This window comes from Elusimicrobiota bacterium, from assembly GCA_026388095.1.
Taxonomy (GTDB): Bacteria; Elusimicrobiota; Elusimicrobia; order UBA1565; family UBA9628; genus UBA9628.
This window is the reverse complement of record JAPLKL010000075.1, coordinates 69,130-93,774: the sequence shown is the minus strand read 5'-3', so window position 1 is coordinate 93,774 and position 24,645 is coordinate 69,130. Positions and strand designations below refer to the sequence as shown.

Here is a 24,645-nt window from a genome sequence, read left to right as displayed (position 1 = left end):
CAGAGGATTCTTGACGCCCTCTGCCCGCAAGCGGCATAATCCTCACCATGCCGCCCGGGGACGCAAGGAGATCGAGGATGAGGATTTTCTGGATCATGGTGGCTCTATTCATGCTGGCGGCCCCGGCACCCGCGCGGGGCGGGCTCGCCGAGGGCGAGATCCGGGCGGTGATCGCCAAGCTGCAGCGGGCTTCCCCCCCGGCGGAGCGGGAGCGCGCGCAGGCCGGGGTGCGGCAGGCGGCCACGCTGTGGACGGACGCCGACGGGACGGCGCGGGACTTCGAGCGGTTCTGCCTCGGGAACTTCGTCTCCGGCCAGCCGCTCGACGGCACCTTCGCCCGCTTCGAGAGCAAGCTGGAGGCTGTCCTCGGCCATTTCCGGGCGATGTCGGTGGATGTGCACCGGGAGGCCGACACGGACACCGGCCCCCTGCTCGCGGTGGACAGGCTCTTCGGCGGCTACAGCCCGGAGGCGCACCTGGCCGACGATCTGTTCCAGAGCAAGCTCGCCTTCACGATCCTGCTCAATTTCAAGAAGAGGACCTTGGCCGAGGCGCTCAAGGAGGGCGGCTCCTGGACGCGCCGCGATTGGGCGCAGTACCGGCTGCTCGGGCTGGTGGCGCATCGGGTGCCGGGTGCGGCCCTGCAGAAGACCGCCGCCGCGAAGGCGGAGGCGGACGCCTACATCGCCGATTATAAGGTCTTCACGGGCAGCCTGACCGCGGGCGGCCAGGCGCCGGTGTTCTCCGATGGCGAATTCCTGGTGTCCCATTGGGGTCTGCGGGACAAGCTCAAGGCGCTGTACTCCGACCCGGCGGCCAATCTGGGCAAACAGAAGCTGCTTTACGCCGTGATGGAGCGCATCGTCACCCAGGAGATCCCGGCCGCCGCCATCGCCCGGCCCTCGCGCTGGGACCCGCTGGCCAACACCATCGACGGCAAGCCCGCGGAGCGCGAGCCCGACCGGAGATACGCCGAGTGGCTCGACGTGTTCCGGGCCAATCGCGGGGAGGACCGGTACTACCCCGATCTGCCGACCTATCTCGACCGCAGCTTCGAGCTCGGGCGCGGCATGAAGCTGACCCAGGCGCAGGGGCTCATCGAGGCCATCCTCGACTCCGACCAGGAGGCCCCGCTCGCCGCCCTCATCCGCAAGCGCCTGGGGCGGGAACTGCTCCCTTTCGACATCTGGTACAACGGCTTCCGGAGCATCACGTCGCATCCCATGGAGGAGCTGGACCGGACCCTGCGGCAGAGATATCCTGCCGCGCAGGCGTTCCAGGACGACCTGCCCCGCATACTTACCGTGGTCGGCTTCGCGCCGGAGACGGCCCGCTTCCTGGCCGATCATATCGTGGTGGAGTCATCCCGCGGCAGCGGACGCTCCATGGAGCCCCTGATGCGGGGCGAGAAGGCCCACCTCTACGCCCAGGGCGTCGAGAACGGCCTCAACTCCCACAACCTGCGCACCGCCATGCACGAGCTGGGCCACTGCGTGGAGCATGTCTTCTCCCTGTACGGGATGGACCATTACCTGCTTCGGGGAACGCCCAGCGAGGCCTTCAGCGAGGGCTTCGCCTTCATCATGCAGGCCAAGCAGATGGAGATCCTGGGCTATGCCCCGGACGACGACTCCCTGAAGGCTTTGGACCGGTTCTCGGACTCTCGGCAGCTGGCTGGGGTCGCTTTGGTCGACATCCGGAGCTGGCAGTGGCTCTACGCGCATCCTCGGGCCGCGCCGGCCGAGTTCAAGCAGGCCGTGCTCGGCATCGCCCGGGAGGTCTGGAACCGCTGGTTCTCTCCCTACTACGGTGAAAAGGACAGCCCGATCCTGGCGGTCTACTCGCACCTGGTCGCGTCCACTCTCTATACTCCCGACTACCCGGTGGGCTTCATCGTGACCGCGCAGGTCGAGGCTTATTTCCGGCAGCACGGCTTCGCAAGCGAGATGGAGCGCGTCTGCAAGATCGGGGCGGTGACCCCGGACGAGTGGATGCGGCAGGCCGTGGGCTCGCCGGTCTCCGCCCGGCCCCTGCTCGATGCCGCGGCCTCCGCGATGCGCACGCTCAAGCAGTGATGCGCTTGTGATGATCAAAGTCCTCATCCTGCTCCTTCTTCCGTGGGATTGCCAGGCGGCCCGCTTGGCCGAGTCCGAGGCGGCGCTGCGCTACCGGCAGATCGCCGACCTGGGCTATACCCTCGCCCTCAAGGTGGACGCCGAGCGCGACGAGTTCGACGGCGCCGCCGAGATCCGTTTCGGTCTGCGCCCCGAGGCGGGCGCCGGCGACGTCTTCCTGGAATTCGATTCGGGACTGATCCGCAGGCTCGTGGTGAACGGGAAGTCCCTCTCCCAAGACGAAGTCGCGGCCCATTACGACGGTCAGCGCCTACGGTTCAAAGCGGCGGAGCTCAAGGAGGCGGGGAACCTCCTGGAAGTGGACTACACCCGGGCCTACGTCAACAACGGCAACGGCCTGGGCCGGTTCAAGGATGTGGCCGACGGCCGCGTCTACCTGTCCAATCATTTCGAGGCGTATTACGCGCACGCGGTCTTCCCATGCTTCGACCAGCCCGACCTCAAGGCCGCGGTGGACCTGACGGTCGAGGCGCCCGCGGATTGGGAGGTCGTGGCCAGCGCGCCCGTAAAGCGCGTCGTCAGGCAAGGTCCGCGCAGCTCCTGGGTCTTCGAGCGCACCCCGAAGCTGAGCACCTATTTCCTGAACCTCTCGGCCGGGCCCTTCCGTATCTGGAGCGGCCGCGCCGGCGCCGTCCCGCTGCGGGTCCTGGCGCGGCAGTCGGCGGCCCAGTTCGTGGAGGCGGAGGAGCTCCTCGAAGTCCTGCGCCAGACCGTGGGATTCTACGCCCGCGAGTTCTCGCGGCCGTATCCGTACCACGGCCTGGACCTGGTCCTGGTCCCGAATTTCGCGGCTGGAGCCATGGAGAACATGGCCGTGATCGTCGCCAACGAGAGCCTGACCGTCTTCCGTTCGCCCAAGCCCCGGAGCCAGCACGTGCGGCGCGCCCTGCTGGTGACCCACGAGACCGCGCACATGTGGTTCGGCGACCTGGTCACCATGAAGTGGTGGAACGACCTCTGGCTCAACGAGAGCTTCGCCGACCTGATGGGCTACCTGGCCGGCGCCGAAGCCACGGAGTTCAAGGCCGAGTCCTGGCCACTGTTCTACTCCGGGTCCAAGGCCGGCGCCTATCTCCAGGACCAGACGGCCACCACGCACCCGGTGGAGGTGGAGATCGCCGACACGGACCAAGCCCGCTCCAGCTTCGACGGCATCACTTACGGGAAAGGCGCCGCGAGCCTCCGGCAGCTGCGCTATCTCCTGGGCGGCGAAGCCTTCGGCAAGGGCCTGGACATCTATTTCCAGCGCTTCGCATACGGCAACGCCACGGCCCGGGGGTTCTTCGACGCCCTCGAGGAGGCGAGCGGGAAAGACCTGAAGGACTGGGAGCGCGAGTGGCTCCAGACCGCCGGCCTGGACGCCATGCGGCCGGATTGGGACTGCTCGGGGGGCCGGCTTAAGTCCCTCGTGCTGCTGCAGAGCGCGCCGGCCGGACTGCCGACCCTCAGGGAGCACCGCGCCGAGCTGGCCTTGCTGCGCTGGGACCCGGCTCATGCCAGGCTGGCGATGGAGCGGCTGGCGCCGGTGTCGTACCAGGGCGCCGCCACCGTCGTGCGGGCCGACGCCCCCTGCCCGGCGCTGGTCTTCGGGAACCACGGCGACTATGACTACGTCAAGAACGAGCTCGACCCGAAGAGCCTCAAGGCCGTGCGCGAGTCCCTGAGCTCTGTGGACGACGATTTCATGCGGCTCATGCTCTGGGGGTCCCTCTACGAGATGCTGCGCGACGCCAAGCTTTCCCCGTCGGATTACTTCGCCGCGGCGCGCCGGCATCTGCCCGCCGAGACCGGCTTGCTGGCCATCGAATCCGTCATCGACCATCTGAGCTCGGAGGTCCTGCGCTACACCCCGCCCGAGCGGAGGCCGAAGCTGGCGGCGGAGGTGGAGCGGTTCCTGAAGGCCCAATTGGACGCCTCCCCGCCGGGCAGCGACCGTCAGCTCCTCTACATGCGCGGGTACCTGGGGGTGGTCGGCTCGGCGCAGGGGCGGCAGTGGCTGCGCCGGCTGCTGGCGGGGGAGGCCTTCCTGCCCGGATTCGAGCTCATGCAGGAGCGGCGCTGGCAGCTGATACAGGCGCTGGCCCGCGCCGGCTCACCCGACGCCGCGGCCCTGATCGCGGCCGAGATGAAGCGCGACGCGACGGATGACGGCCGCAAGGAAGCCTACCGGGCCGAGTGCCTGCTCCCCGACGCGGGGACCAAGCGCCGCTGGTTCTCCCGGATCACGCGCAGCTCTTCCGACCCCGCCGAGAACAAGTTCGACGCGGGGGACCTCAAGCCCGCGCTGCGCGTCTTCCAGGTGCTCGCGCAGGAGGACCTGCTGCGCGAGTTCGAGGCCCCGTATTTCGAGCAGCTGGCCAGGCTCTCGGACAAGGAGGACCGGATGTACCTGCAGGTCCTTGCCGCGGGCCTCTATCCTCTGGACTGCGACGAGCGCCTGGTCCGCGCCACGGACGATTTCCTCGGCAAGCATCCCGAGCTCTTCTTCGGGATACGCAAAGCCCTCCTGCTGAAGCGTCAGGAAGCGGAGCGGTGTCTGCGGGCGCGGCGGCTCTGACGGTCAGTCGCCCAGGATCGTCCGGTGCAGCAGCCGCAGGGGCACCGGGCCGTTGCGGAGCACGCTGTCATGGAAGGACCGCAGATCGAAGCCGGCGCCCAGCCTCTTCTGCGATTCGCGGCGGATGGCCATGAATTCCTGCTGGCCGGTCATGTACGAGAGCGCCTGCCCCGGGTAGGCTATGTAGCGGTCGACTTCGGCCTGGATCTCCTGGTCGGACAGCAGGGTGTTCCGCTTGATGAAGTCGATGGCTTGCTGGCGGCTCCAGCCCAGGGAGTGGATGCCGGTGTCCACGACCAGCCGGCTGGCCCGCCAGGCCTGGTAGGAGAGCATCCCGAGGCGCGAGAGGTCGTCGTCGTACATGCCCATCTCGTCGGCGAGCCGTTCCGCGTAGAGCCCCCAGCCCTCGACGTAGGCCACGCAGCTCCATTTCCTGCGGAAGACCGGCAGGCCGCGGTCCTCGGCCGCGAGCGACATCTGCAGATGGTGGCCGGGGACCCCTTCGTGCGCCGCCAGAGCCATCATGGCGAAGCGCGCGCGCGTGCCCGGCTGGTAGGTGTTGACGTAATAGATCCCCGGGCCGGAGAGGTCCGCCGGCGGCGCGTTGTACCCGGCCATCACCGCGTTCTTCTCCTTGAAGTCCTCGAACGGCTTGATGACCAGGGGGGTCTTGGGCAGCCGGCTGAAGAACAGGGGCAGCTTGCCTTCGAGGCGCGCGATCTTCGACTGCGCGTCCGCCAGGACCTCTTCGCGCGTCGAGAAGTAGTTCTTCGGGTCGCCTTTGACCTCGCGGATGAAGGAGTCCAGGTCGGCCTTGCCCATCTTCCTGGCGAGCTTCTCCATCTCCGCCCGGATGCCTTTCGTCAGCCGGAGCCCTTCCGCGTGCAGCGCGGCGGGGTCCTTGTCGAGCGTGGTGTAATACCGGATCAGATAGCGGTAGTCCGCCGCGCCGCCGGGCAGGGCGCTGAGCCCGATCTTCACCTCGCGCGACTTGGCGAGGTATTCGTCCTTGAGGAAGTCCTTGTAGGTCCGCAGGGCCGGAGTGACGTCCGCTGAGACCGAGGCCGCGATGAGCGGGAGGAACTTGGACTGCAGGTCGGCGGGCAGGCGCCTTGCGGCCGCCGCGAAGGGCGAGTCTGCGGCCGGGGTCTTGAGCATCTCCTCGAGCTGGGAGATGGTCTTGGCCACGGGCGGGCGGGGCGCGGTCCTGCCCAGGCGGATGCCTTCGCGCAGGTTGGAGACGTGGGCGGCGAAGAAGGGGGGGATGGCCTTCAGGCGCGCCAGCAGCGCCGCGGCGTCCGCCTCGGTCCGCATCGGCTGATACTCGGCGACGAAGGAGGGGATCCGCGCATGGGGGCCGTCGCGATGGTCGATCTCCCAGAAGCGGAACCCGCGCTCGTAGCGCCCGAGGCGCTGGTCGATGAGGAGCTCCAGTATCTCCAGGGAGACGCGCTCGGAATCGCCGAGTCCCGAGACGGGGATGCCTTTGAGCCGGCCGCGCAAGGACTCGAGCTCCGCGACGCTCCGGGCCACCCCGGAAGGGGTGACATCCTCCAGCTTGTCGTCATAGCCGGGATGGTGCGCGAAGGTCGCTCCCAGCGGGTCGGAGCGCATGACGGCTTCCCAGTAGTCGTCTCCCAGGGCCTTGAGATCCGCGGAGGCTTTCGAGTCCACCGGGACGGGGGCGGCGGCCGTCAGGAGGGTCGAGCCGATCGCGATGCAGAGCATGGTCTTGATCATGAGGTCCTCTCAGGGAGAAGGCAGATGCCGCTGGCGCGCCAGCACCCCCATGATCTCCTGGGGTGTGAGCAGCAGTCCGGGGGAGAAGGAGAACTGCAGGGCGTCCCGGCCCAGCACGGCCCCGAGGTCGTCCGTGATGCCCATCTTTTGGGCTTTGGCCTCGTGAGCCTTCTGGATGGCCCTTCCCAGGGGCTTGAGAGACGGCGCCTGGGCCCCGTTGGGGACCGCCAGGATGAACTGGGTGCGGCCTTCGGCCAGCGCCTTGAAGCTGAGCTGCAGGCTCTTGCCGTGCGCCAGCGGGGGGCCGCCCCAGTTGGCGAAGAGGCCGCCGCCCGGGATCTTGTCCGCGTCGAAGACGAAGACGTCCTCGAGGCCCGGGACGGAGGGCTTGATCTCCGCGGCCCGCACGTTCTGCCGGGCCTGCTCGACTTCCGCGGCGAAGGCTTTGGCGTTGCGGCCGCGGAAGGCGGGGTCGTCGAGGCTCTGGCCTATGAACTGAAGGGTCTCGTCCATCAGCCGACGCTGCTTCGCGGCGGGAAGCCGGTCGAACCGGTCGGAGTCCTTGACTCCATACTTGCGCAGGATCTGGTCGTAGCCTTTGAATATGGACTGCTGCAGCTCGATGGCCTGCGCCAGGGCGGGGTCGGACTTGGCGTCCGCGTAGGCCTTGGGGCCGAAGAAGCCGAAGTCCTCGAAGCCGGTAGCCAGGCGGATGCGCTGGCGCAGGGCGGGGTCGCGGGCCACGAGGTCGAGGTTCTTGGCGATCCAGACGCACCAGGCCCCGTCGCCCAGGTTGTTGGTCGAGACCCGGGCGAAGTCCTGCTTGAGCCGGGCGGCTTTCTGCTCCTCGGTCAGGTCCTGGTTCTTCGGGTCCTTCAGGAAGGCCTCGATGTGGTCCAGGAACTTCATCGTGGAGTTGACCTCGGGCTTCTCGGAGTCGAAATACCGCCCGTGGTGGTCCATGATGGCCGGGTGGTCTTCGGGCAGCTGCGTGAGCCCGGCGTCGTTGTCGAAGACGGTGAACCCGCCCTTGCCTTCCTTGCGGCCGGGGCTGCCTTTCTTCGGGTTGAGCTCGCGGTAGAGTCGTTTCTGGACGATCTCCGATTCCTCGGCCGCGGTGAGGGGCGGCAGGCCTTTCTCGCGCAGGGTGTCCGCGATCTCGTCCAGGCGCTTGCGGACCGCGGCATCGGCCAAGGTCAGGGAGCTGTTGGCCTTCGCGCTGGTCTCGAACTCGGGGGTCTGCGACCCCGCGGCCTTGGCCGGGGCTGCGGGGATGTCGCCGGTCGCGGCGGCGCGCTGCCGGTAGAGGTCCACGCCCTTGCGGATGATGACCCGGTCCTTCTCCGCCTCCTCCGGGGTCAGCTTCTCGAACGGGACCTTCTGCTCGTCGGGCGCCCACGAGGCGTTGCGCTCCACCCACTTGTCGTGCAGGACCGAGCTGGCCTTCTCGATGAACTCGGCGTCCAGCGGCTGGCGCCGCCGGAGCCGGTCCGCGATGAGGTCCATGGTGACCCGCGCCGACTCGCGGTTCTCGGCCTTGAACTGCTCGGGCAGCTTCTCGTAAGGCAGGTTGGCGATGTCGACCTGCGTCTTGCCGTCCGCGCCGGTCTTGATCCTGGGCTCGTAGCGCTCCGTGCCGGGGATCTTCCTGGGGGCCCGCCATTCGTCATGAAGCAGGCCCGCCAGCCTCGCGGTGAGCGCTTGCGAAGGCGGGGACGCGGGCGCGGCCCGCGCGGGGGCGACCGGGGTGTAGCCCGGCTCGGACATGGCCTCCTTGACCCGCGTGATGTCGAGGGGATCGATGTCGACGAGCTTGCCGCCGGCCACCATGAAGTTGGCGAAATCCTCGTCGTTGTTCAGGAACCCTTGGCGCCGGTCCGCGAGCTTCTTTCCCGTCAGCTGTTCCGTGACCGCGTCGATGCGGCCCAGGGTCTCGAAGGCCTGGCGCTGCAGGCCGCTCGCGGTGCGGTCCGTCATCGAGTCGCCGGGGTTGAGCTTGTTGATGACGCTGAGCAGCGGGCGGCCCTGGACGCGGGGCATGCGGACGCCCAAGGCGCCGTCCGCGTTCTGGACCAGCTCCATCTTGACCACGGGCACGCCCCGCGCGCGCAGCTGCTCGTTGATCCGGACGAGCTCCTGGACGTGCGCCTGCGTGACCGACTGGGACTTGAAGAACTTGACCACGGTGTTGGGATCGGCCGGGCTCTGGTAGATGACGCCCTGGCTGCCGGTCTCGTTGAAAGACTTGAAATCGCGGGCCAGGTCGATCTGCGGGACATCGGCGTAGCGCTTCAGCTCGGCCGGCGGCTGGGGGCTCGTCTTCTTGGGCTCGGCCTTGGCCGCTTTCGTCTCTTTTTCGGAGCCGGGCTTGGCGCGCAGGGCCTTGGCCATGGGCACCATGCCGGCGCCGATCAGATAGAGGTCGCCGGCCTGCTCTTTGGCTCGGCGGTCGTCGCCCTTGCCCAGGGCTTGGGCGAGAGCCGCGGTCTTCTCCAGCACCTGGTCTCCCATGGGCAGCAGGAAGAAGGATTGCTCCGTCCCGGCTAGCATCTTGGCCAGGAGGGGGGACTTGAGCGCGGCCCCCATCTTGAGCGGCGTCGTCGCCCCGCCGATCACCCCGCCCACGCCGCGGGTCTCGGAATAGGTCAGAGCTCCGGCCGCCAGGAAGTAGGCCGCGGCTTTGAACTTGTCGCCGTCCTCCCACGCGGCCGCGCCGTTCTCCATCAGGTTCTTGGTCAGGTTGCCGACCCCGTACTTGCCGGCTGCGGCGAAAGCCTTTTCCTCGTCCGTGACCGCCTGTTTGGCCGCGATCTCCGCGACTTCCTCCGCCCCTTCGCCGTAGAGCTTTTTGCGCTCCTCCCGGACCCGTTCATCGAGGCGCTGTTCCATGAAGCGGCGGCCCGAGGGGTTGTCCTTGAGCTTCTCCATCGCGGAGCGATACAGGGCCAGGAGCTGCTCCTTGTCTTTCAATTCCGCTCCCTTCAGTTTCGCCTCGGCCTGCGCATCGGAGTAGTGCTGGTTGAAGACGTTGACGGCGGCGCGCTGCTCCGGGTTCTTGACGTCCCGGCCGGTGGGGCCCACGGCCGCGAGGTAGTACAAGGCTCCCTGGAACTTGTCGAACACCGGGGCCGCAGCGGCGCCTAGGGTCTGGAGTCCTGACTGGCCCCTGTCTTTGAGCTTGCCGAGGCTGGTCGGCTCTTGCTTCGGCGCGGGCTCGGCCCGGGGCGTGGCCGCGGCCCGCCAGCTCCCGCCCTCCTCATCGGAACGGTACTCCATGTCATGCTCGTAGGTCAGGACCCCGTCCTTTTCAACAGGGCGGTAGCGGTCGATCTTCGCGGCCCCTCTGAGCTCCCACTTCTCCGGAGCCTGGCCTCCCGAGAAGACCAGGACCTGGAAAGGCATATGCCACTGGTGGATGGCGACGAGCCGCTGGGCGGAGCAGCCGGTCAGGGCGAGCTCGAGCTTGCCGCCGCTGATGACGCCGGAGGCCACCGCGCACGGTCCCAGCGCCTTCGCCAGTGGGAAGTCGGGCCGGGCCAAGTCCTGGAGGAAGCGGGAATAGGACGCGAGCTTCTCGGGATCGAGGCTTCCCTCCGGCAGGGCTTCGGAGCCCTTGCCCGCCATCAGCGCGCGGAGGTCCTCCGCGGAGAGCCGGATCCCGTCGGGAGCCTTCTTCTTGGGAACCGCCTCCTTCGGGGCCTCGGCCGCGGGAGGCTTCGGAGTCTCGGCTTCCCCCGGAGTGTCGGGCTTGGACAGCCAGGCGCCGGCTTTGAGCAGGGTCGGCAGGGGAGAGTACGAGACCAGGACCTGCTTCCAATTCGAGCCCCCGCCGTCGCGCAGGCGCTGGCGCTCCGCGTCCGTCAGGGCCGAGCCGTCGGGCTTGCGCAGGCCCCCCTGGCTCCAGGTGAGCTTGGCCTGCAGGCAGGCGGCCTGGAGCCTGCGATACCGGGGGACGACCTCGGTCTTGACGGTCTCCTCCGGCACGCCCATATCCCGGCCCAGGTCCTGGACCCGCTGGCCGAGGTCTTCGGCGGGGATGGTCAGGAAATCGGACCGGAAAGCCTCATATCCATGGGATATCTTCTCGCAGGACTTCCAGAGGCCGGCCAGCACCGGCGACGAGGTGTGTATCTTCGCGAACTCATCCTTGAGTGCGGGGAGGGGAGAGGGCTCAAGCCCTGCCGCCGCGAAATCGGACTGCAGGGTCGCCAGGGCGGTGGTCAGCTTCTCGGTGAAGGCTTGTTCGGCCGCGGCCTTCTCGGTTTGGGCGGCGCAGAAGCCGGCGGTGCCCGCCAGGAACAAGGAGATGGAGGACAGCAGGGCCGCCAGGACTCGGCGCTTCATCGAGGATAGGGGGACTATCGCCAAGTGTAGCCCCGCCGGCCGGCACTGTCAAGGCGTTCCGGCGTTCCGGACGTCGAGACCTACTCGGGGACGCTCAGCCGCGCGTCGCGCTGCTTGATGCGCCGGGCTTTGGCAAGCACCTCGGCCGAGAGCTTCTCGTCCGTCGGCGGTTTCTTGACCTCGGGGCGCCGGGGGCTCTCTTCGTCCTCGAAAGGCGGGGGAGGCTCAATGATCCTCTTGGCGTCGTCGCATAGGCTGCCGATGGCTTTGACGACGCGGCTATTGTACGCCATGAACCCGTCGCTGAGCCCGTCGAGCAGGGTCAGGCTCTGATCGGCCAGGACCAAGGCGCGGTCCGGGTCCTTGGCGCTTCTGGCGTCGTGCATGACGTCCAGGGCGCGGCGGTAGCTCCGGTCCTCGTCCCAGGCGGACTTGCCCTGGTCCAGACGCAGCCTGATGGCGGTCCGGATGAAATCCGCCTTGTTCTGGATGTCTATCCACTCGTGACGGGGATCGATGTCTCCCAGCGGCAGCTCGGGGAAGACGGGCAGGCTCTTCACGCAGGCCCTGGCCGTCTGCAGCGTCTCGCCGAGGCTGGCGTAGAGCGGCTCCAGCTTGCCGGCGCCGGCCGTTTGGAAATAGGCTTCGTTCTTGGCTACGGTCTTGAGAGGCCCGTAGATCTGGGCCATGACCTCCGATGAGTTGCAGTCGACCTTGACGCCGGGGACGGGGGCGCCGCGCACGGGTTGTTCCGCGGCGCGCGCCAGCGGAGCCAGGACCGGGATGGTGAAGAGCAAGGCCAGGGCGGCGAAATCCTTCATGGGGTGAACCTCAGGGTCCTTTCTTGGATTTCTTGGCTGGGACGAGGCAGCGGTCCTGCTTCGCGGCGACATCCTTCCAACCCCGCATCTCGTCCTCCGCGCGGTCGCTATAGGGCGCGGCGGGGAGGAATACGCCGGCAGCGACCCGCCACGGGTCGGCTTTCTTCCCCATCTTCTGCGCATGTTCCTCGTATTCGGCGATCCACCACAGGATGCTCGCCCGGGGGTTGTACAGGTCCGAGCGCTCCCCGGGGCGGCCGAGCAGTCCCCGCACGACTTCGCGGTGGCCCTTGCACCATGTCCATGACGCGTCGGTCAATCCTTCGGCCGTCATGCCGCCCTTGGAATAGCGGTGGGAGGGCAGGAGGTCCGTGGCAAAGTCCCAATTGGCCAGCGCGATCCGCCAGGGGATGTTGTGGGCGCTCAGCTCGCGCGCCGCGAATTCGCAGAGGGCCATGTCCGCGGTCCGCGGGTGGCGGCAGGTCCAGATCTTGTACATCTCCTGGGCGTCCGCCCGCCACGGCTCCTCGGCCTTCGCCGGCGAGGCGGGGAGGCTTTCTTCCTTCTTGGTCGGAAGCAGAGCCTGGGCCATGCTGTCCTCATCGGCCTTCAGTGCCTTTTCCTTTTCAGGCCCCACCAGCAGGGCCTTTTCCTCCTGAGGCCCCAGCTTCCCCGGCGCCTCGGGCTTCTTGGCGGCGCCCGCCGCGCCGGCCGCCTGGGGCGGGGCCGGCGGCGCGAAATACTTGACATACTCGGGCTTGAACTCGCGCACGGGCAGGCCTTTGGCGATGGCGTCGAAATCGGCTTCCAACTGGGCCCCGGTCTTCGTGCCGGAGGATCTGTCCAAAGACGCCATGAACGCCTCGACCTGATTCGCCGTCTCTTCATGCTTGGGCAGCTGCCGGGTCTTGGCGAGCGCCTTGGAGGCCTTCAGGGCCCGAGCGCAGACCTTGCGGCCTTCCGGCTCGGCGCCGACCTTCATGCATGAGATCAGCGCGGCGCGGATCTTGTCCTCGGTCGCGGGCTTCTGGGGATCGGTCTTGGCCTGGGGCGGGACTTGCGCGGACGCCGGCAGGGCCAGGAGCAGGAGGCAGAGGCAGGGGAGCGCGGCCGGATTCTTGGTCAGGGTAGACATGACCCTAGTGTTGGCCCGGAACCGCCCATTGTCAAGGGGGTGCTACGGCGCCGGCGGGGCGTCGAACCGGCAGTCCGAGCCCATATCCTTCTCGACGGCCTTCAGGGTGAACGCCCGATCCGGACTCTCCGAGACCGCGGTCGCGAGATAGGGGTCCATGGGGAGGCCGAAGTAGACCTCGCGGCCCAGGAGTTCCTCCGGCTTGTCCACGGCCAGCTCATGGAGCGGCTCGGGTCCGGCCTGGGCGTAGCGGGGTCCGTCATAGGCGCTGGTGTCGAGCAGCCGCCACTTGCCGCCCCAGCGCACGGCCATGGCCCCGTGCCCGTTGCGGGGGGTGTCGAGCTTCTTGCGCTTGAGCTTGGCGCCGCCCTCGTAGCAGCCGGCGGCATAGGACTTCTTCTCGACGGTGCCCACCCGCCAGTCCTTGAGTCCCGCCGCCTGCGCCAGCTTGTGGAACACGCGGATATCCCCCGTGGAGCCGGTCACCGTGCGCAGGAGCTTGTATCGCATGATCTCTTCGGCCGTGAACGCGGCGAAGACGTCGTCGGGCTTGAGCCCGGATTTCTTGGCCAGCACTTCCAGGTAGAGCCGGCAGTATTTGTCGTCGGAGCGGCCCTTGCAGCTGGCCGGCTGCGCGACGATCCGCTCGAGCGCCTTGCGGGGCTCGGGCTCGGTGAACGGGCTTTGCGCGCGGAGCTCGCGCATCTGGGCGTAGATGGCGGTGATCTTGGCTTCGACCTGCTCCCGGGACGGTTCCGTCGCCTTGGGGCTGGCGCAGAGCGGTCCGGCGACGGCGAGGAGGCCGAGCATGGCGGTGGTCATCATGAGCGCATGATAGCATACTCCCTTGACGGCATCGGCAACCTGTAATACACTTAGGCCAGGATATGCCGGTGAGAAACCCCCCCCGCATCTCGGCGCTGGCCGCGCTGCTGCTCTGCCTGACGATGCCGGGCCTGGCCGACGACAAGCAGGAGCAGCTGGCGGCGCTGCAGTCCAACATCGAGATCGTCGAGGACGCGCTGACCATCGCCAAGAGCGACGGGGCCAAGACGCTCCTCCGGAACGAGCTCAAAGGCCTGGAGGCCCAGCGCCGCAAGCTCAACGGAGAGCCCGAGCCGCAGCCGCAGCCGGCGGCCACTCCGGAGAAGGCCCCGAAAACTGACACCCCGGCCTCCAAGCCCGATGCTCCGGAGACCCCGACCGATCCCGCGGCCGCGGCCGGCGAGGCGGCGCTGGCCCGGGCCGACGCCGTCGAGAAGAGCGGGGCGGGCTCGGGCTGGGGCGCGGCCGACCCCTTCATCAATCGCGCTCTCCAGCAGGACCCCAACAATCCCGCCGCCAACACGGCCGCGGCCAAGAGCGCTCTGGCCAAGGGCGACTTCGCCGGGGCGCGCAAGTTCGCCGACAAGGCCCTCAAGTCCGACCCGGGCAACAGCCAGGCCATGGGAGCGCGCGCCTTGGCCAACAACGCTCTGGGCGAGCGCGCCGCGGCCTTGAGCGACGCCAAGTCCGTGCTCAAGGTCTCCCCCGAGGACAAGACCGCCAAGTCCTTGGTGAGCCTGCTCGCGCCCCAGGCGCTGCCCAAGGACGCCGGCCGCGCCAAGGACGCGCGCTTCGACCAGGCCGGCGACCCGGGCGCTTTGGGCGGAGCCGCGGCCGGTCCGGCGCCGGGCGCGCGCGCAGGCCCGGGCCCCGGCGCCGCGGCCGAAGTCGGGACCAGCTCCGCGGACCGCTATAAGGCCGCGGCCCTGACCGAGGCGGCCGCGGCCAAGCTGCGCCTGGGCGACGCCGACGGAGCCGCCCAGGCCGCGACCGCCGCCATGGGCAGCGGCGCCTCCGGACCCGAGCCCCTCATCCTGCGCGGCAAGGCTTTGGACGCCGCGGGCCGCCACGAGGACGCGGTCCAGGACGAGACCGCGGCCTTGGAGAAGGAGATGGACGCGGCCTTGGCCGCGCTCATGGAGCGGGCCTGGTCGCAGGCTCGCAGCGGCCGCGCGCCCGAGGCGCGCGCCGACGCCCGCGCGGCCGCGCGCCTGGCGCCCGAAGGCTCCCCGGCCCTGGGCCTGGCCCGGAGCATCGCGGCGCGTCCGGAGGCGGTGGGCTCGCCCGCTGGCCCGGCCGAGCCGGCTCCGCCCGAGGTCCCTTCCCTCTATGCCGGGATCTCGCCTCAGTCTCTCGACGTCGCGCGCCAGGCCCGCGAGAGGCTCGCCGTGGGCGACACGCGCGAGGCCCTGCGCCTGGCCGCGCGCGCCGTGTCTTTGGACCGCGGCAATCACCTGGCCTTCATCGTGAGCGCCGCGGCCTACCGGGTGCAGGGGCGCTATGACGAGGCGATAGCCGCGGCGACCGAGGCCCTGCGCCTGCAGCCCCGGGCCGCCGACGCCCTGCTGGCGCGGTCGTTGGCCTATCTCCACCTCAAGGATTGGGGCCGGTCCGAGGCGGACGCCTCCGCGGCCATCGCTGTCGGAGGCGAGCGCATCGAGGCCTTCCGCCAGCGCCTCCTGGCGCGGCGGCAGCTGGGCGACGCCGCGGGCAGCGCCGCCGACGAAAGGAGGATCGCCGCCCTGGAGCAGGCCGGCCGCCCCCTGCGGGGCCCGTCCCGGGCCCGGCCCCTGGCCGTGGGTCTGGCTTTGGGCGGGGTCCTGGCCGGGCTGGCCGTATGGAGGCTCAGGCAGTTCCGGCGGCCTCCCGAGCCGCCCACCTACTCCTGATGAAGATCCTCATCCAGGGCCTCGCCGCCGGACCGGACGCCGACGCGTTCGTCGCGGCCCTGCGCGACGTCGAGTTCTTCCAGACGCTCACCGACGCCCAGCTGCGCGAGGTCCTCTGCTTCACGAAGGCCGTCGAATTCGAGGCCGGCGAGACCGTCTTCAAGAAGGACGCCGAGGGCAGCGAGTTCTACCTCGTGCGCTCCGGCCGGGCGGAGGCGCGGTTCCCGGGGTTCTTCGCGCCCAAGGTCATCGGCACGATGGGCCCCGGCGAATTCTTCGGCGAGATCGCGCTGATCCGCGACCGGCCGCGCGCGGCGACCGTCGTCTGCGTCGAGCCGACCGTCTGCCTCGTCCTCGCGTCCATCGACTTCGCGATCATGCTGGAACGTCACCCCGATATCGCCGCGGAGGTCCAGGCCGTGGCCCGGAAGCGCTCCGGCGGGTAGCCCTGGACATGAAAGGCATCGCCGATCTCCTCGTCGCCGCCGCGCTGTCGGGCTGGCCCGCGGCCGCGGGCGCCGCCGAGTTCCAGGTCAGTCCTTTGCCCGAGCTGCCCGCGGCCGCCGCACCGGCGACGGCCGGCGCCTGGAGCCGGCCGCGCGCCGAGCTGCCGGTGGAGGCGGGCCGCGCCGAGAGCTTCCATTTCGAGAACGTGGATGCGGCCGGGCTCAAGGAGTACGACGCGGTGGCGCATTTCGAGGACAGCGACGCGCCGCCCCAGGAGAAGGCGGCCCGCTGGCGCGGCCTGGGGCGCCAAGTCCAGGCCTTGGCGGGCGCCTGCCAGAACCGCGCCGCGCAGTGGGAAGAATACGCGGCGGCGCGGACGCTCGACGCAGTCCTGGAGAAGGAAGGCAGCGGCGCGGCCCCGGACGAGAAAAGGGCCGCCTGGCTGGAGCTGGCCAAGAGCTGGCCCGCCTACGCGCCGACGGCTCTGGCGCAGGCCCGGGAATGGCAGCGCTACGCGGTCGAGCTGGCCGCGGTGGATGAGGTCAGGCGCCAGCGCGCGAAGCTCCGGGACCAGGACTGGTCCCGGCTGAGCAAGCTCCTGGCCCTGGCCGATGTCGATGCGGGGGACAAGAGGAGGTTCGCGGCCGCTTTCGTCAAAGCGTACGGCAAGGACCCCGAGGACGACCCCCATATCGACGAGCTCCTGCCGTTCCTGCCCCAGGAGATGCTGAGCCCCGAGGACGCCGGCGCGCTGGCGGCGATCGACTGGGTGACCATCGCGGGCGGAAGCTTCGTCATGGGCGCCACCGACCTCGGCCCGTCCTCCTTGCCGCGGCACCGGGTCAGTGTGCGGACCTTCCGGCTGGCCCGGACGCTCGTGACGAACAAGCAATACCAGGCTTGCGTCCAAGCCGGGGCCTGCGCCGCGCCCGCGGACCGCGGCGACAAGTTCAAGGGCGGCGGCCAGCCCGCGGTCGGCGTGGATTGGGACCAGGCGCAAGCCTTCGCCCGCTGGGCCGGAGGCAGGCTGCCCACCGAGGCGGAATGGGAGTACGCGGCCCGCGGACGGGGCGAGCGGCTGAAGTATCCTTGGGGCGATGATGAGGCGACCTGCAGGCTGGCGGTGTTCGATGACTCGCGTTGGCCTCAGGCCAGCCGGACCGGCTGCGGCAAAGCCTCCACCTGGCCGGTCTGCTCGAAGCCCGAGGGCAATACCCGGCAAGGACTTTGCGACATGGCGGGCGATGCGTGGCAGTGGGTGCAGGACCGGTATCACGACACCTACAGCGAGGCGCCGAGGGACGGCAGCGCCTGGGAAGCAGCGGCCGGCCCGGAGCGGGTCATCCGGGGCGGCGCCTGGAGCTACGGCGCCGCCTCCCTGCGCTCCGCCGCCCGCGGCTCCCGCGACGCGGGCAAACGCGCCAGCGACGTCGGGTTCCGCCTGGCGCAATCCGACCTCCCAGAAAAAAGTCCGCCTCCCTGAGTCTGGAGGCGGACTATTCGTTAAGCCTTGGAGGGGCGTCCTCTTCGGCTCGGCTGTCACCCGGGATCCCTTGCGGGACTCTTCCGGAACGATGTCGGAAGGTGCCGCTCGGGTAGGAGGGTGATGCCCTTCATGTTCAGTATAGGGCGGGGCCGGGTCCGGCCCCAGGGCCATGGGGGGAAGCGGGCTCTGGGTCTAAAGGCCTATGACAAAGTGAGGCGCCAAGGCAAGCGTCGTTCTATCGACTGCCTTGGCGCCTCAGAGTCTGCCGGACGACCCGTCCTGAGTCCGGAACGCACCGCGACTGCAACGGCGACTTACGCACGGCCCGATGCGGCGACGGCCACGACCTCGGCGTACGGTCCGTTGAACCACTTCTCGTTACCGACCACTTCGACGACACCGGACTCAGGACAGGCACACGAACGTCCGACTCAAGGAGTATAGCCGGATACCGCGATTCGTCAAGACCCAGGTCCCGTCATCCGTCCGTTCTACGGGGCCTGGAAATATTTTTTAAGATCGATCTCCTCCCATTCCGAGTACCCGCGCACCTTGAGCCACATCTTCAGTTCCGCCGGCACAGCCACGACCTGATAGATCGACCTGACGACCCCATCGTCCGGGAACGTCGCGCCTCCCTGGGGGATCGGGGTGTCGAATATCCGCATCATGGCCTGCGGGGTCATCTTGCCTTTTGATTTCCGTCCAAGATCGAGCAGGTTCGTTCTTCTCGTATAGGTTTGTCCTACCCCTTCATTCTTCTTGTTGAAGTACGGCACCTTGTATTCCTTCCAGGACGGGTCGAGGAAGTCGTTGGATGCGGAGATGAGGCCAGGGCCCTCCCGGCGCACGGTCCGGAACGTCGCCCATTCATAGATGACGCTTTTCTCAGGCGAAGAGGCGTTCATGATCAGCCCGGCTTGCGGGCGTGTCGTCTGGAAGAAATTCTCCATATCCGCCATGGATGAGGCGCTGAACAAAGAGGCGAGAAGCGCGTGATTGGTGTTCTCTCTGTCCTTCGGGGTCTCCTTGTCCGAGGCCTGCCCGTTCTGAAGCTCCAGGAATATGCCCTTGCTGTTGAAGGCGGTCTGGTAGAAAAGACCGCCCACATAATCGATATGGGCGACAGAGTGGCCGTATCCTTCCGGATTCCATATCAGGACGTTCCAGTACTTGGCATACTTTCCGAGACTCTTGCTCGCAAGGTCCAGGTTCCGGCCCACCACAAGAGGTCCTCCGCCGGTATAGTCCCCCCAGGCTGACAGGCTGCTGCAGCCCGACATGGCCAGGATCAGCACCGTCGCCGTCTGTATCCTTGTCTTCTCAGCGTTGAGCCCGTTGGTCTCCGCGACGCCATCGACGAACTCTTTGAACATCTGCGGCATGGAGGCATAATAGGCCTCCCCCGACTGCGCCAGCTCCGCGAAGTTCGCTTTAGGCATCTTCAAGATGCCCTCGTCATAGACTTCCCGGTAGAAGGCCTGGATCTGTTCGCCCAAGAGATTGCCGTACTGCCTGCCCATCTGCCGGAAATTGCCGTGGAGCTCCGCGATGTAGAACTTCCCGCGGGGAGACATGTAGAGCTTGCCGCCCTCGAACGATCTCATCGGAGGCGGAGCGGGGGCGTCATCGCCGGCATAGCCTGGCGCTAGCGAGGCCAGCGACAAGGCGGTTGCCAGGAACCATCGCATAGAGCGTTTCATGGACATCCCTCCTGTTCTTCCGCGCGGTCAGGGCGCGGTCTTTTCGGGCGGCTTGGCCCGGAAGTCGGCGAGCGCGCGGCTCACATCCCAGAGACGCAGAGTGCGGTCATCGCTGCCGGAGAGGGCCAGCCGTCCGTCCGGCGAGAAGGCCACGGCATTGACCCGGCCGGTGTGGCCGGTCCAGACCTTGATGCATCGGCCCGTGGCCACGTCCCAGAGCCGGACCGTGTTGTCGTAGCTCCCGGAGATGACCAAGGTCCCGTCCGGGGAGAAGGAGCACCAGGCCACGGCCGCGCTGTGCCCCTTCCAGATGGCTTTCTCGTCCCCGGTCGCCGCGTCCCAGAGCCGGATGCTCCCGTCCCAGCCTCCGGTCAGGGCGAGCTTCCCATCCGGGGAAAGGTCGACGTCGTAGACCAATCCCAGCGGCGACGCGAGGAACACGAGGATCTTGCCGCTGGCCACATCCCGGATCTCCGTGGTGCCGCCGCCGACCAGAGCCCGGGTCCCGTCCTGGGAGAAGGCCACGGTCTGGATGTAGTCCGTATAGCCCGGCCAATAGGAGAGCTCCTTGCCGGACTTCGCGTCCCAGAGCCGCAGGGTGCGGTCGCTCCCGCCGGAGATCACCTTCGCGCCGTCCGGGGAGAATTGCGCGGCGTAGATGAAGGCGGCCTGCCCCGGCGTGGAGAGGACCGGCTCGCCCGTGGCGATGTCCCAGGACCGCAGGCAGAGCTGGTCGCTGGCGGAGAGCGCGGTCTTGGCGTCGGTGGAGAAGGCCACGGCCGCGACCGGGGTCGCGTGGCCCTCGAATGTGGACAGGAGCTCGCCGGTGGCCACGTCCCAGAGCCGGACGGTCTTGTCGCCGCTGCCGGAGAGCGCCTTGGTCCCGTCGGGGGAGAAGGCCAGATAGACGACGCCGTCGGTGTGGCCGTACCAGATGCCCGAAGGCTTCGACTTGGCCGAGGCGCTCAAAGACAGGCCGAGCAGCGCCGCGGCGGCGAGGGGAAAAGAGGGGCGTTTCATGGTTCTCTCCGTTGGGGTGCGGTCTTGCGCCGCGCGGGCACGATGATCACCCGGCTGCCGCGGATCTTGGCCTGCAGGCTCGCGCTCATGCGCTCGGACACTTCGTAGACCTCGGACATCTTCTGGTCCGGGTGGAACTCCAGGTGCAGCTCGATCTGCACGGTCCCCCCGGAGCGGCGCGACTTCACGTCGTGCAGCAGCCTGTAGTCGTGGAAGAAGCGGGCCAGCTCGCGCACGATGGCCAGCTGGAGGGTCTCGTCGAGAGTGCAGTCCGTCAGGTCGCCGAGGGCGCGGGCCGTGATCTCGTAGATCGTCTTCAGCATGTAGACCGCGTAGCCGAGGGAGACGAGGGGGTCGATGTACAGGGCCCAGGGATGGTCCTCCAGGAGCTTGCCGGCCAGGAGCGTGGCGGTGAGCGCCACGCAGACCACGGTGCCGGCCCGGTAGGATTTCCCGGTGGCTTCCAGCACGGGCGAGGGGTGCTGGCGGTCGAGCTGGACGAACTTCCACCAGTAATAGCCGTCCACGCCGATCCAGGCGACGATCATGGCCAGCCCGAGGCCGACCTTTTCCAGGGGCTGCGGCGCGGCCAGGCGCGCCAGGGCCTCATGGGCGATGGAGTAGACGGAGACGGCCATGCCTCCGGCGACCACCAGGCCCAGGAGGCTCTCCACCTTGCCGAGCCCGAAATCGAACTCATAGTGGTGCCGGCGCAGATGGCGCAAAGTGCCCCAGGCCACGATCGTGGCCAAGGTCTCCACGCCTTCTTGGATAAGGTCGGCGTAAAGCGAGAGGGAATTCGACTGGAGGGCGGCCGCGACTTCGATGACCAGGCCGGCGAGCTCGATGAGGACGCTCTGGCCTAGGAGGCTCTCCTTGGCGTCGCCTGACTTCTTGTCCGGCGCGTTCATCCTAGGATTGTAGATAAGATGGCCTCCGCAGGAAAGAGGTCACCGGGCCCCGGGACCGGATTTTGTAGGATTCAGCCATGGGCATCCTCGACCTCTTCATGAAGCCGCCGGACGCCGAGGCCGCCGAGCGCCTGGTCCGGGAGGGGCGGACCAAGCTGTGGCAGCGGCGGATCGCTGAAGCGGCCTCCGCCCTGGACCAGGCCGCCCGCTGCCCGCAGACCAAGGCCAAGGCCCTGGCCTACCGCAGTCTGCTCAAGCGGATGAAGCGGGATGTCCCCGGAGCCCTGAAGGACGCTGACGCGGCGATCGCGGCCAAGCCCGACCTCTTCGAGGCCCATTTCGCCCGGATCGTCGCCTTGCTCTCCGGGCAGGACCAGGACCGGCTCACGCAGACGATGGAGTCCTGGGGCCGCGCGGCCGACTGCGTCGCCCAGGACGTCGAGGCGCATTTCCTGAAGCTGCTGCTGCTGCTGCTCTTCGCCGAGATGGCGGCCAACGGATCAAAGGACGCCGCCGGGGTGGCAGTCAGCTTCCAACATACCCCGGTGGTCCGCGGAGCCATCCGGCTCCTGGACGGCTCTCCGGACATGGCCGCCCAGGAATTCGCCGGGGTGGACCACTTCGGCTCGTCGGCGGGGCTGGCCCAGATCGGCCGGGGCATGGCCTTGTATCGCCAGGGTCTGAAAGGCGCGGCGCGGGCGGCCTGGAACACGGCGCTCTCGGCCTGCGCGGGGAAGCTGGGCCAGGACCTTCTGTCGCTCAAGAGGCTGCTGGCCGAGGTGGAGACCCCCGGCGGCCCATAAAGAGCGAGGCGCCCAGGCAAGCGTCGTTCTATCGACTGCCTGGGCGCCCCAGAGTATACGACCTGGTCCTGAGTCCGGCACACACCGCGACTGCGACGAACGCCTGCTTACGCACGGTCCGATGCGGCACCGGCCACGAACGCGACGCACGATCCGCCGAACTCGCTTCTCGCTACCGACCACGTCGACGACGCCGGACTCAGGACATGCGCACGAACGCCCGACTCAGTGAGTATAACCGGATATCAGGATTAGTCAAGACCTGCGTTCCGTCATGGGTACTCGGATGGACGGCTTTTGATATCATGCCTGAAGGTCCGGGAACATTATCCCGGGGCCGGTGTCACATCGGCCGCAGGCCTGGAGGTGGGGCATGAAAATGGAGAATCTGACGAAGGTCGCGGCGGCGGCGTTCCTGGCCGCGGCGCTGGCGGCGCCGCTGGCGGCGCAGCAGGATCTTGGCGAGGGCTCGCTCCAGATCAAGTCGGAAGGCGCGGCCGAGGCGCCCAGGATACTGCCCCTCAAGAGCACGGACGTGAAGGCCAGAATATCGGGCTTCGTGGCCGACGTCGAGGTCACGCAGGTCTTCCAGAACCCGGCCGAGAAGCCCATCGAGGCCGTATACGTCTTCCCCTTGCCGGAGAACGCCGCGGTCAACGAGATGACGCTGACCGTGGCCGACCGGGTCATCAAGGGTCTCATCAAGAAGCGGGCCGAGGCCAAGGAGATATACGAGAAGGCCAAGCTCGAGGGCAAGACCGCGGCCCTGCTCGACCAGGAGCGGCCCAACATCTTCACCCAGTCGGTGGCCAACATCCCTCCGGGCCAGTCGATCACGGTCAAGCTCCGCTACCTCCAGACCCTCAAGTACGAAGCCAAGGTCTACACCTTCGTCTTCCCCATGGTGGTGGGGCCGCGCTACATCCCCAAGGGCGACGCGGTCCCGGACGCCGGCCGCATCACCCCGCCGCCGGTGCGCCCCGGGGCGCGGCCCGGGCGCAACATCACGCTCACGGTCCGGCTCGACGCGGGCATAGCCGTGCAGGACATCAAGTCCAAGTCCCACGACGTGAGCGTGGACCTCGACGGCGACACCAAGGCCGCGGTCACCTTGAGCCCGGAGGACAGCATCCCCAACAAGGACTTCATCCTGACCTACCAGCCCAAGGACAAGCCCGTGCAGACCGCGGTCCTGGCGCACAAGACCGGACCGGAAGGCTACCTCACCCTCATGATCCAGCCCAAGGCGGACTTCCCGCTCTCCCAGATCACGCCCAAGGAGCTGGTCTTCGCCCTGGACGTCTCCGGCTCCATGAGCGGCTTCCCGGTGGAGACCTCCAAGGAGCTGGCCCGGCACTGCCTGGACCAGATGAACCCCCAGGACACCTTCCAGATCCTGGCCTTCTCCGCCGGCAACCGGCTGGTCTTCGACAAGCCCCAGCCCAACACCCCGGAGAACGTGGCCCGGGCCCGGGAGGCCATCAACTCCTTGAGCGGCGGCGGCGGGACCGAGATGCTCGACGCCATCCGCCAGGTGCTGGAGGCCCCCAAGGACCCGGCGCGCCTGCGCATCGTGCTCTTCATGACCGACGGCTTCATCGGCAACGAGAGCCAGATCCTCGCCTACGTCAGGGAGCACCTCAACAACTCCCGCATCTTCCCGCTGGGCGTGGGCTCCGCGCCCAACCGCTACCTGCTCGAGGAGCTCGCGGTCATGGGCAAGGGCTCCGTCCAATACGTGCGGCAGGATGAGCGGCAAGCCAAGCTGGAGAAGGTCATCAGCGGCTTCTACGACCGCATCGCCAAGCCCTACCTGACCGACCTCTCCGTGGACTGGAACGGCCTCAAGGTGCTCGACCCTTCCCCGCTGTACGTCCCGGACCTCTTCGCGGGACAGCCCGTGTTCATCCACGGGCGCTACGAGACGCCCGGTAAGGCGACGATCACCCTCCAGGGCAAGCTCAACGGCAAGGCCTGGAGCATGCCGGTGGAGGTGGATCTGCCGGACCAGGCGCCCAAGCATGAGCCCATGGGCCCGCTCTGGGCCCGGTCCCGCATAACCGAGCTCGAGCGGCAGTGCTACCAGGGGAAGAACGAGACGGTCGAGAACCAGATCACGGAGCTCGCGCTCAAGCACAAGCTGGTCTCGCGCTTCACCTCCTTCGTGGCCGTCGATGAGACCCCCACCGTGGCCAAGGGCCAGAAGCCCATGGTCGTGCCGGTGGAGGCGCCGATACCCGAGGGCACGGTGCACGAGGGATTCTTCGGCGGCGCGGCGGTCTCGGCGGTGAGAGGCGCCGGCGGATCCTCCGGGATGTATCAGAACATGGCCGCCCCGGCTGGCGCTTCAGAGGCGTCGGGCCGGATGTATAAGACGATGAGGCAGAGACGCCCGGACGCGGGCCAGCCCATCTTCATGCCCGGGCCCGCCACCCCGCCCGTGCCGGCCCGGACTCAGGCGCCCGCCATGGTGGACAAGCTGGCGCGGGAACTGTTGGCGGCGCCGTCCGCGTCTTTGGCCCGCAAGCTCATCGCGCTCCAGGACGCGCAGGGGGCGTTCCACGAGCCCGGCGCGGACGCGGTCAAGGCCGCAGAGCAGGCGCTGGCCCTCCTCGCTTTGGCCAAGGCCCGGTCGGCATTGGGATCCGACATCGAGGAGGCCCTCAACCTGGCTTGGAGCGCGCTCAAGGCCCAGACGTCAGGGGCGGACTGCGCGTCGGCGGTCAAAAAGGCCCTCCAGGACGGCGGGCTCTGGAAAGGCTACGTGATCCGGGAATACGAGGCCTTGACCGCTGTGCTCAAGGCTATAAAATAGCCCTATTCGTCGGG

Annotated in this window: 15 protein-coding genes; 7 read left to right on the top strand and 8 right to left on the bottom strand. The window is 68.3% G+C overall.

Annotated features, from left to right (window positions below):
- The first annotated feature begins 77 nt into the window (after nt 1–77).
- Nucleotides 78–2,075 (top strand): hypothetical protein, encoded by a 1,998-nt coding sequence (locus NTY77_19075; GenBank protein ID MCX5797598.1) that lies wholly within the window; start codon nt 78–80, stop codon nt 2,073–2,075.
- A gap of 10 nt (nt 2,076–2,085) precedes the next feature.
- A complete protein-coding gene (pepN, locus tag NTY77_19070; protein ID MCX5797597.1) occupies nt 2,086–4,692 on the top strand; it encodes an aminopeptidase N in 2,607 nt (868 codons plus the stop codon).
- Between the two features lie 3 nt (nt 4,693–4,695).
- On the opposite strand, the gene NTY77_19065 is transcribed toward pepN, so the two are convergent.
- The 5 genes from NTY77_19065 to NTY77_19045 form a co-directional block, all read right to left on the bottom strand.
- Nucleotides 4,696–6,432 (bottom strand): DUF885 domain-containing protein, encoded by a 1,737-nt coding sequence (locus NTY77_19065; GenBank protein MCX5797596.1) that lies wholly within the window; start codon nt 6,430–6,432, stop codon nt 4,696–4,698.
- 9 nt (nt 6,433–6,441) lie between these two features.
- Complete coding sequence (locus tag NTY77_19060; GenBank protein MCX5797595.1) at nt 6,442–10,776, bottom strand: hypothetical protein; 4,335 nt, start codon at nt 10,774–10,776, stop codon at nt 6,442–6,444.
- An 80-nt stretch (nt 10,777–10,856) separates the two neighbouring features.
- Nucleotides 10,857–11,597, bottom strand: a complete 741-nt coding sequence (locus tag NTY77_19055; protein ID MCX5797594.1) for a hypothetical protein — start codon at nt 11,595–11,597, stop codon at nt 10,857–10,859.
- Nucleotides 11,598–11,607: 10 nt separating this feature from the next.
- Nucleotides 11,608–12,732, bottom strand: a complete 1,125-nt coding sequence (locus tag NTY77_19050) for a hypothetical protein (protein ID MCX5797593.1) — start codon at nt 12,730–12,732, stop codon at nt 11,608–11,610.
- 42 nt (nt 12,733–12,774) lie between these two features.
- The gene (locus NTY77_19045; GenBank protein MCX5797592.1) at nt 12,775–13,557 is read right to left on the bottom strand and encodes a hypothetical protein; all 783 of its coding nucleotides are present in this window, start codon (nt 13,555–13,557) and stop codon (nt 12,775–12,777) included.
- A 68-nt stretch (nt 13,558–13,625) separates the two neighbouring features.
- Here NTY77_19045 and NTY77_19040 point away from each other — a divergent pair, with 68 nt between their 5' ends.
- From NTY77_19040 to NTY77_19030, 3 genes are read left to right on the top strand one after another with little or no spacing between them, the layout of a single operon-like run.
- Nucleotides 13,626–15,446 carry a tetratricopeptide repeat protein gene (locus NTY77_19040; protein ID MCX5797591.1) on the top strand — a complete coding sequence of 607 codons (1,821 nt, stop codon included), beginning with the start codon at nt 13,626–13,628 and terminating at the stop codon, nt 15,444–15,446.
- Nucleotides 15,446–15,892, top strand: coding sequence for a cyclic nucleotide-binding domain-containing protein (locus tag NTY77_19035; GenBank protein MCX5797590.1), 447 nt, complete (start codon nt 15,446–15,448; stop codon nt 15,890–15,892). The genes NTY77_19040 and NTY77_19035 overlap by 1 nt, the downstream gene beginning before the upstream one ends.
- An 8-nt stretch (nt 15,893–15,900) precedes the next feature.
- The gene (locus NTY77_19030) at nt 15,901–17,376 is read left to right on the top strand and encodes a formylglycine-generating enzyme family protein (protein MCX5797589.1); all 1,476 of its coding nucleotides are present in this window, start codon (nt 15,901–15,903) and stop codon (nt 17,374–17,376) included.
- Nucleotides 17,377–17,870: 494 nt separating this feature from the next.
- On the opposite strand, the gene NTY77_19025 is transcribed toward NTY77_19030, so the two are convergent.
- The 3 genes from NTY77_19025 to NTY77_19015 all read right to left on the bottom strand — a co-directional run bounded on the left by NTY77_19025 (nt 17,871) and on the right by NTY77_19015 (nt 21,013).
- Nucleotides 17,871–18,956, bottom strand: coding sequence for a C45 family autoproteolytic acyltransferase/hydrolase (locus NTY77_19025; protein ID MCX5797588.1), 1,086 nt, complete (start codon nt 18,954–18,956; stop codon nt 17,871–17,873).
- A gap of 153 nt (nt 18,957–19,109) precedes the next feature.
- Nucleotides 19,110–20,102 (bottom strand): WD40 repeat domain-containing protein, encoded by a 993-nt coding sequence (locus NTY77_19020; GenBank protein ID MCX5797587.1) that lies wholly within the window; start codon nt 20,100–20,102, stop codon nt 19,110–19,112.
- The gene (locus tag NTY77_19015; protein ID MCX5797586.1) at nt 20,099–21,013 is read right to left on the bottom strand and encodes a cation diffusion facilitator family transporter; all 915 of its coding nucleotides are present in this window, start codon (nt 21,011–21,013) and stop codon (nt 20,099–20,101) included. The genes NTY77_19020 and NTY77_19015 overlap by 4 nt, the downstream gene beginning before the upstream one ends.
- A 77-nt stretch (nt 21,014–21,090) precedes the next feature.
- Between NTY77_19015 and NTY77_19010 the strand changes: the two genes are divergently transcribed.
- Nucleotides 21,091–21,816 (top strand): hypothetical protein, encoded by a 726-nt coding sequence (locus NTY77_19010; protein MCX5797585.1) that lies wholly within the window; start codon nt 21,091–21,093, stop codon nt 21,814–21,816.
- A 373-nt stretch (nt 21,817–22,189) separates the two neighbouring features.
- Nucleotides 22,190–24,631, top strand: a complete 2,442-nt coding sequence (locus NTY77_19005) for a VIT domain-containing protein (protein ID MCX5797584.1) — start codon at nt 22,190–22,192, stop codon at nt 24,629–24,631.
- Nucleotides 24,632–24,645 lie beyond the last annotated feature (14 nt).

Bases quoted from the DNA above. Each gene is read 5' to 3' on its own strand.
- NTY77_19005 (MCX5797584.1), top strand. From the start codon at position 22,190: ATGAAAATGGAGAATCTGACGAAGGTCGCGGCGGCGGCGTTCCTGGCC.
- NTY77_19075 (MCX5797598.1), top strand. From the start codon at position 78: ATGAGGATTTTCTGGATCATGGTGGCTCTATTCATGCTGGCGGCCCCG.
- NTY77_19025 (MCX5797588.1), bottom strand. From the start codon at position 18,956: ATGTCTCCCCGCGGGAAGTTCTACATCGCGGAGCTCCACGGCAATTTC.
- NTY77_19035 (MCX5797590.1), top strand. From the start codon at position 15,446: ATGAAGATCCTCATCCAGGGCCTCGCCGCCGGACCGGACGCCGACGCG.
- NTY77_19045 (MCX5797592.1), bottom strand. From the start codon at position 13,557: ATGATGACCACCGCCATGCTCGGCCTCCTCGCCGTCGCCGGACCGCTC.
- NTY77_19055 (MCX5797594.1), bottom strand. From the start codon at position 11,597: ATGAAGGATTTCGCCGCCCTGGCCTTGCTCTTCACCATCCCGGTCCTG.
- NTY77_19060 (MCX5797595.1), bottom strand. From the start codon at position 10,776: ATGAAGCGCCGAGTCCTGGCGGCCCTGCTGTCCTCCATCTCCTTGTTC.
- pepN (MCX5797597.1), top strand. From the start codon at position 2,086: ATGATCAAAGTCCTCATCCTGCTCCTTCTTCCGTGGGATTGCCAGGCG.
- NTY77_19050 (MCX5797593.1), bottom strand. From the start codon at position 12,732: ATGTCTACCCTGACCAAGAATCCGGCCGCGCTCCCCTGCCTCTGCCTC.
- NTY77_19065 (MCX5797596.1), bottom strand. From the start codon at position 6,432: ATGATCAAGACCATGCTCTGCATCGCGATCGGCTCGACCCTCCTGACG.
- NTY77_19010 (MCX5797585.1), top strand. From the start codon at position 21,091: ATGGGCATCCTCGACCTCTTCATGAAGCCGCCGGACGCCGAGGCCGCC.
- NTY77_19030 (MCX5797589.1), top strand. From the start codon at position 15,901: ATGAAAGGCATCGCCGATCTCCTCGTCGCCGCCGCGCTGTCGGGCTGG.
- NTY77_19015 (MCX5797586.1), bottom strand. From the start codon at position 21,013: ATGAACGCGCCGGACAAGAAGTCAGGCGACGCCAAGGAGAGCCTCCTA.
- NTY77_19020 (MCX5797587.1), bottom strand. From the start codon at position 20,102: ATGAAACGCCCCTCTTTTCCCCTCGCCGCCGCGGCGCTGCTCGGCCTG.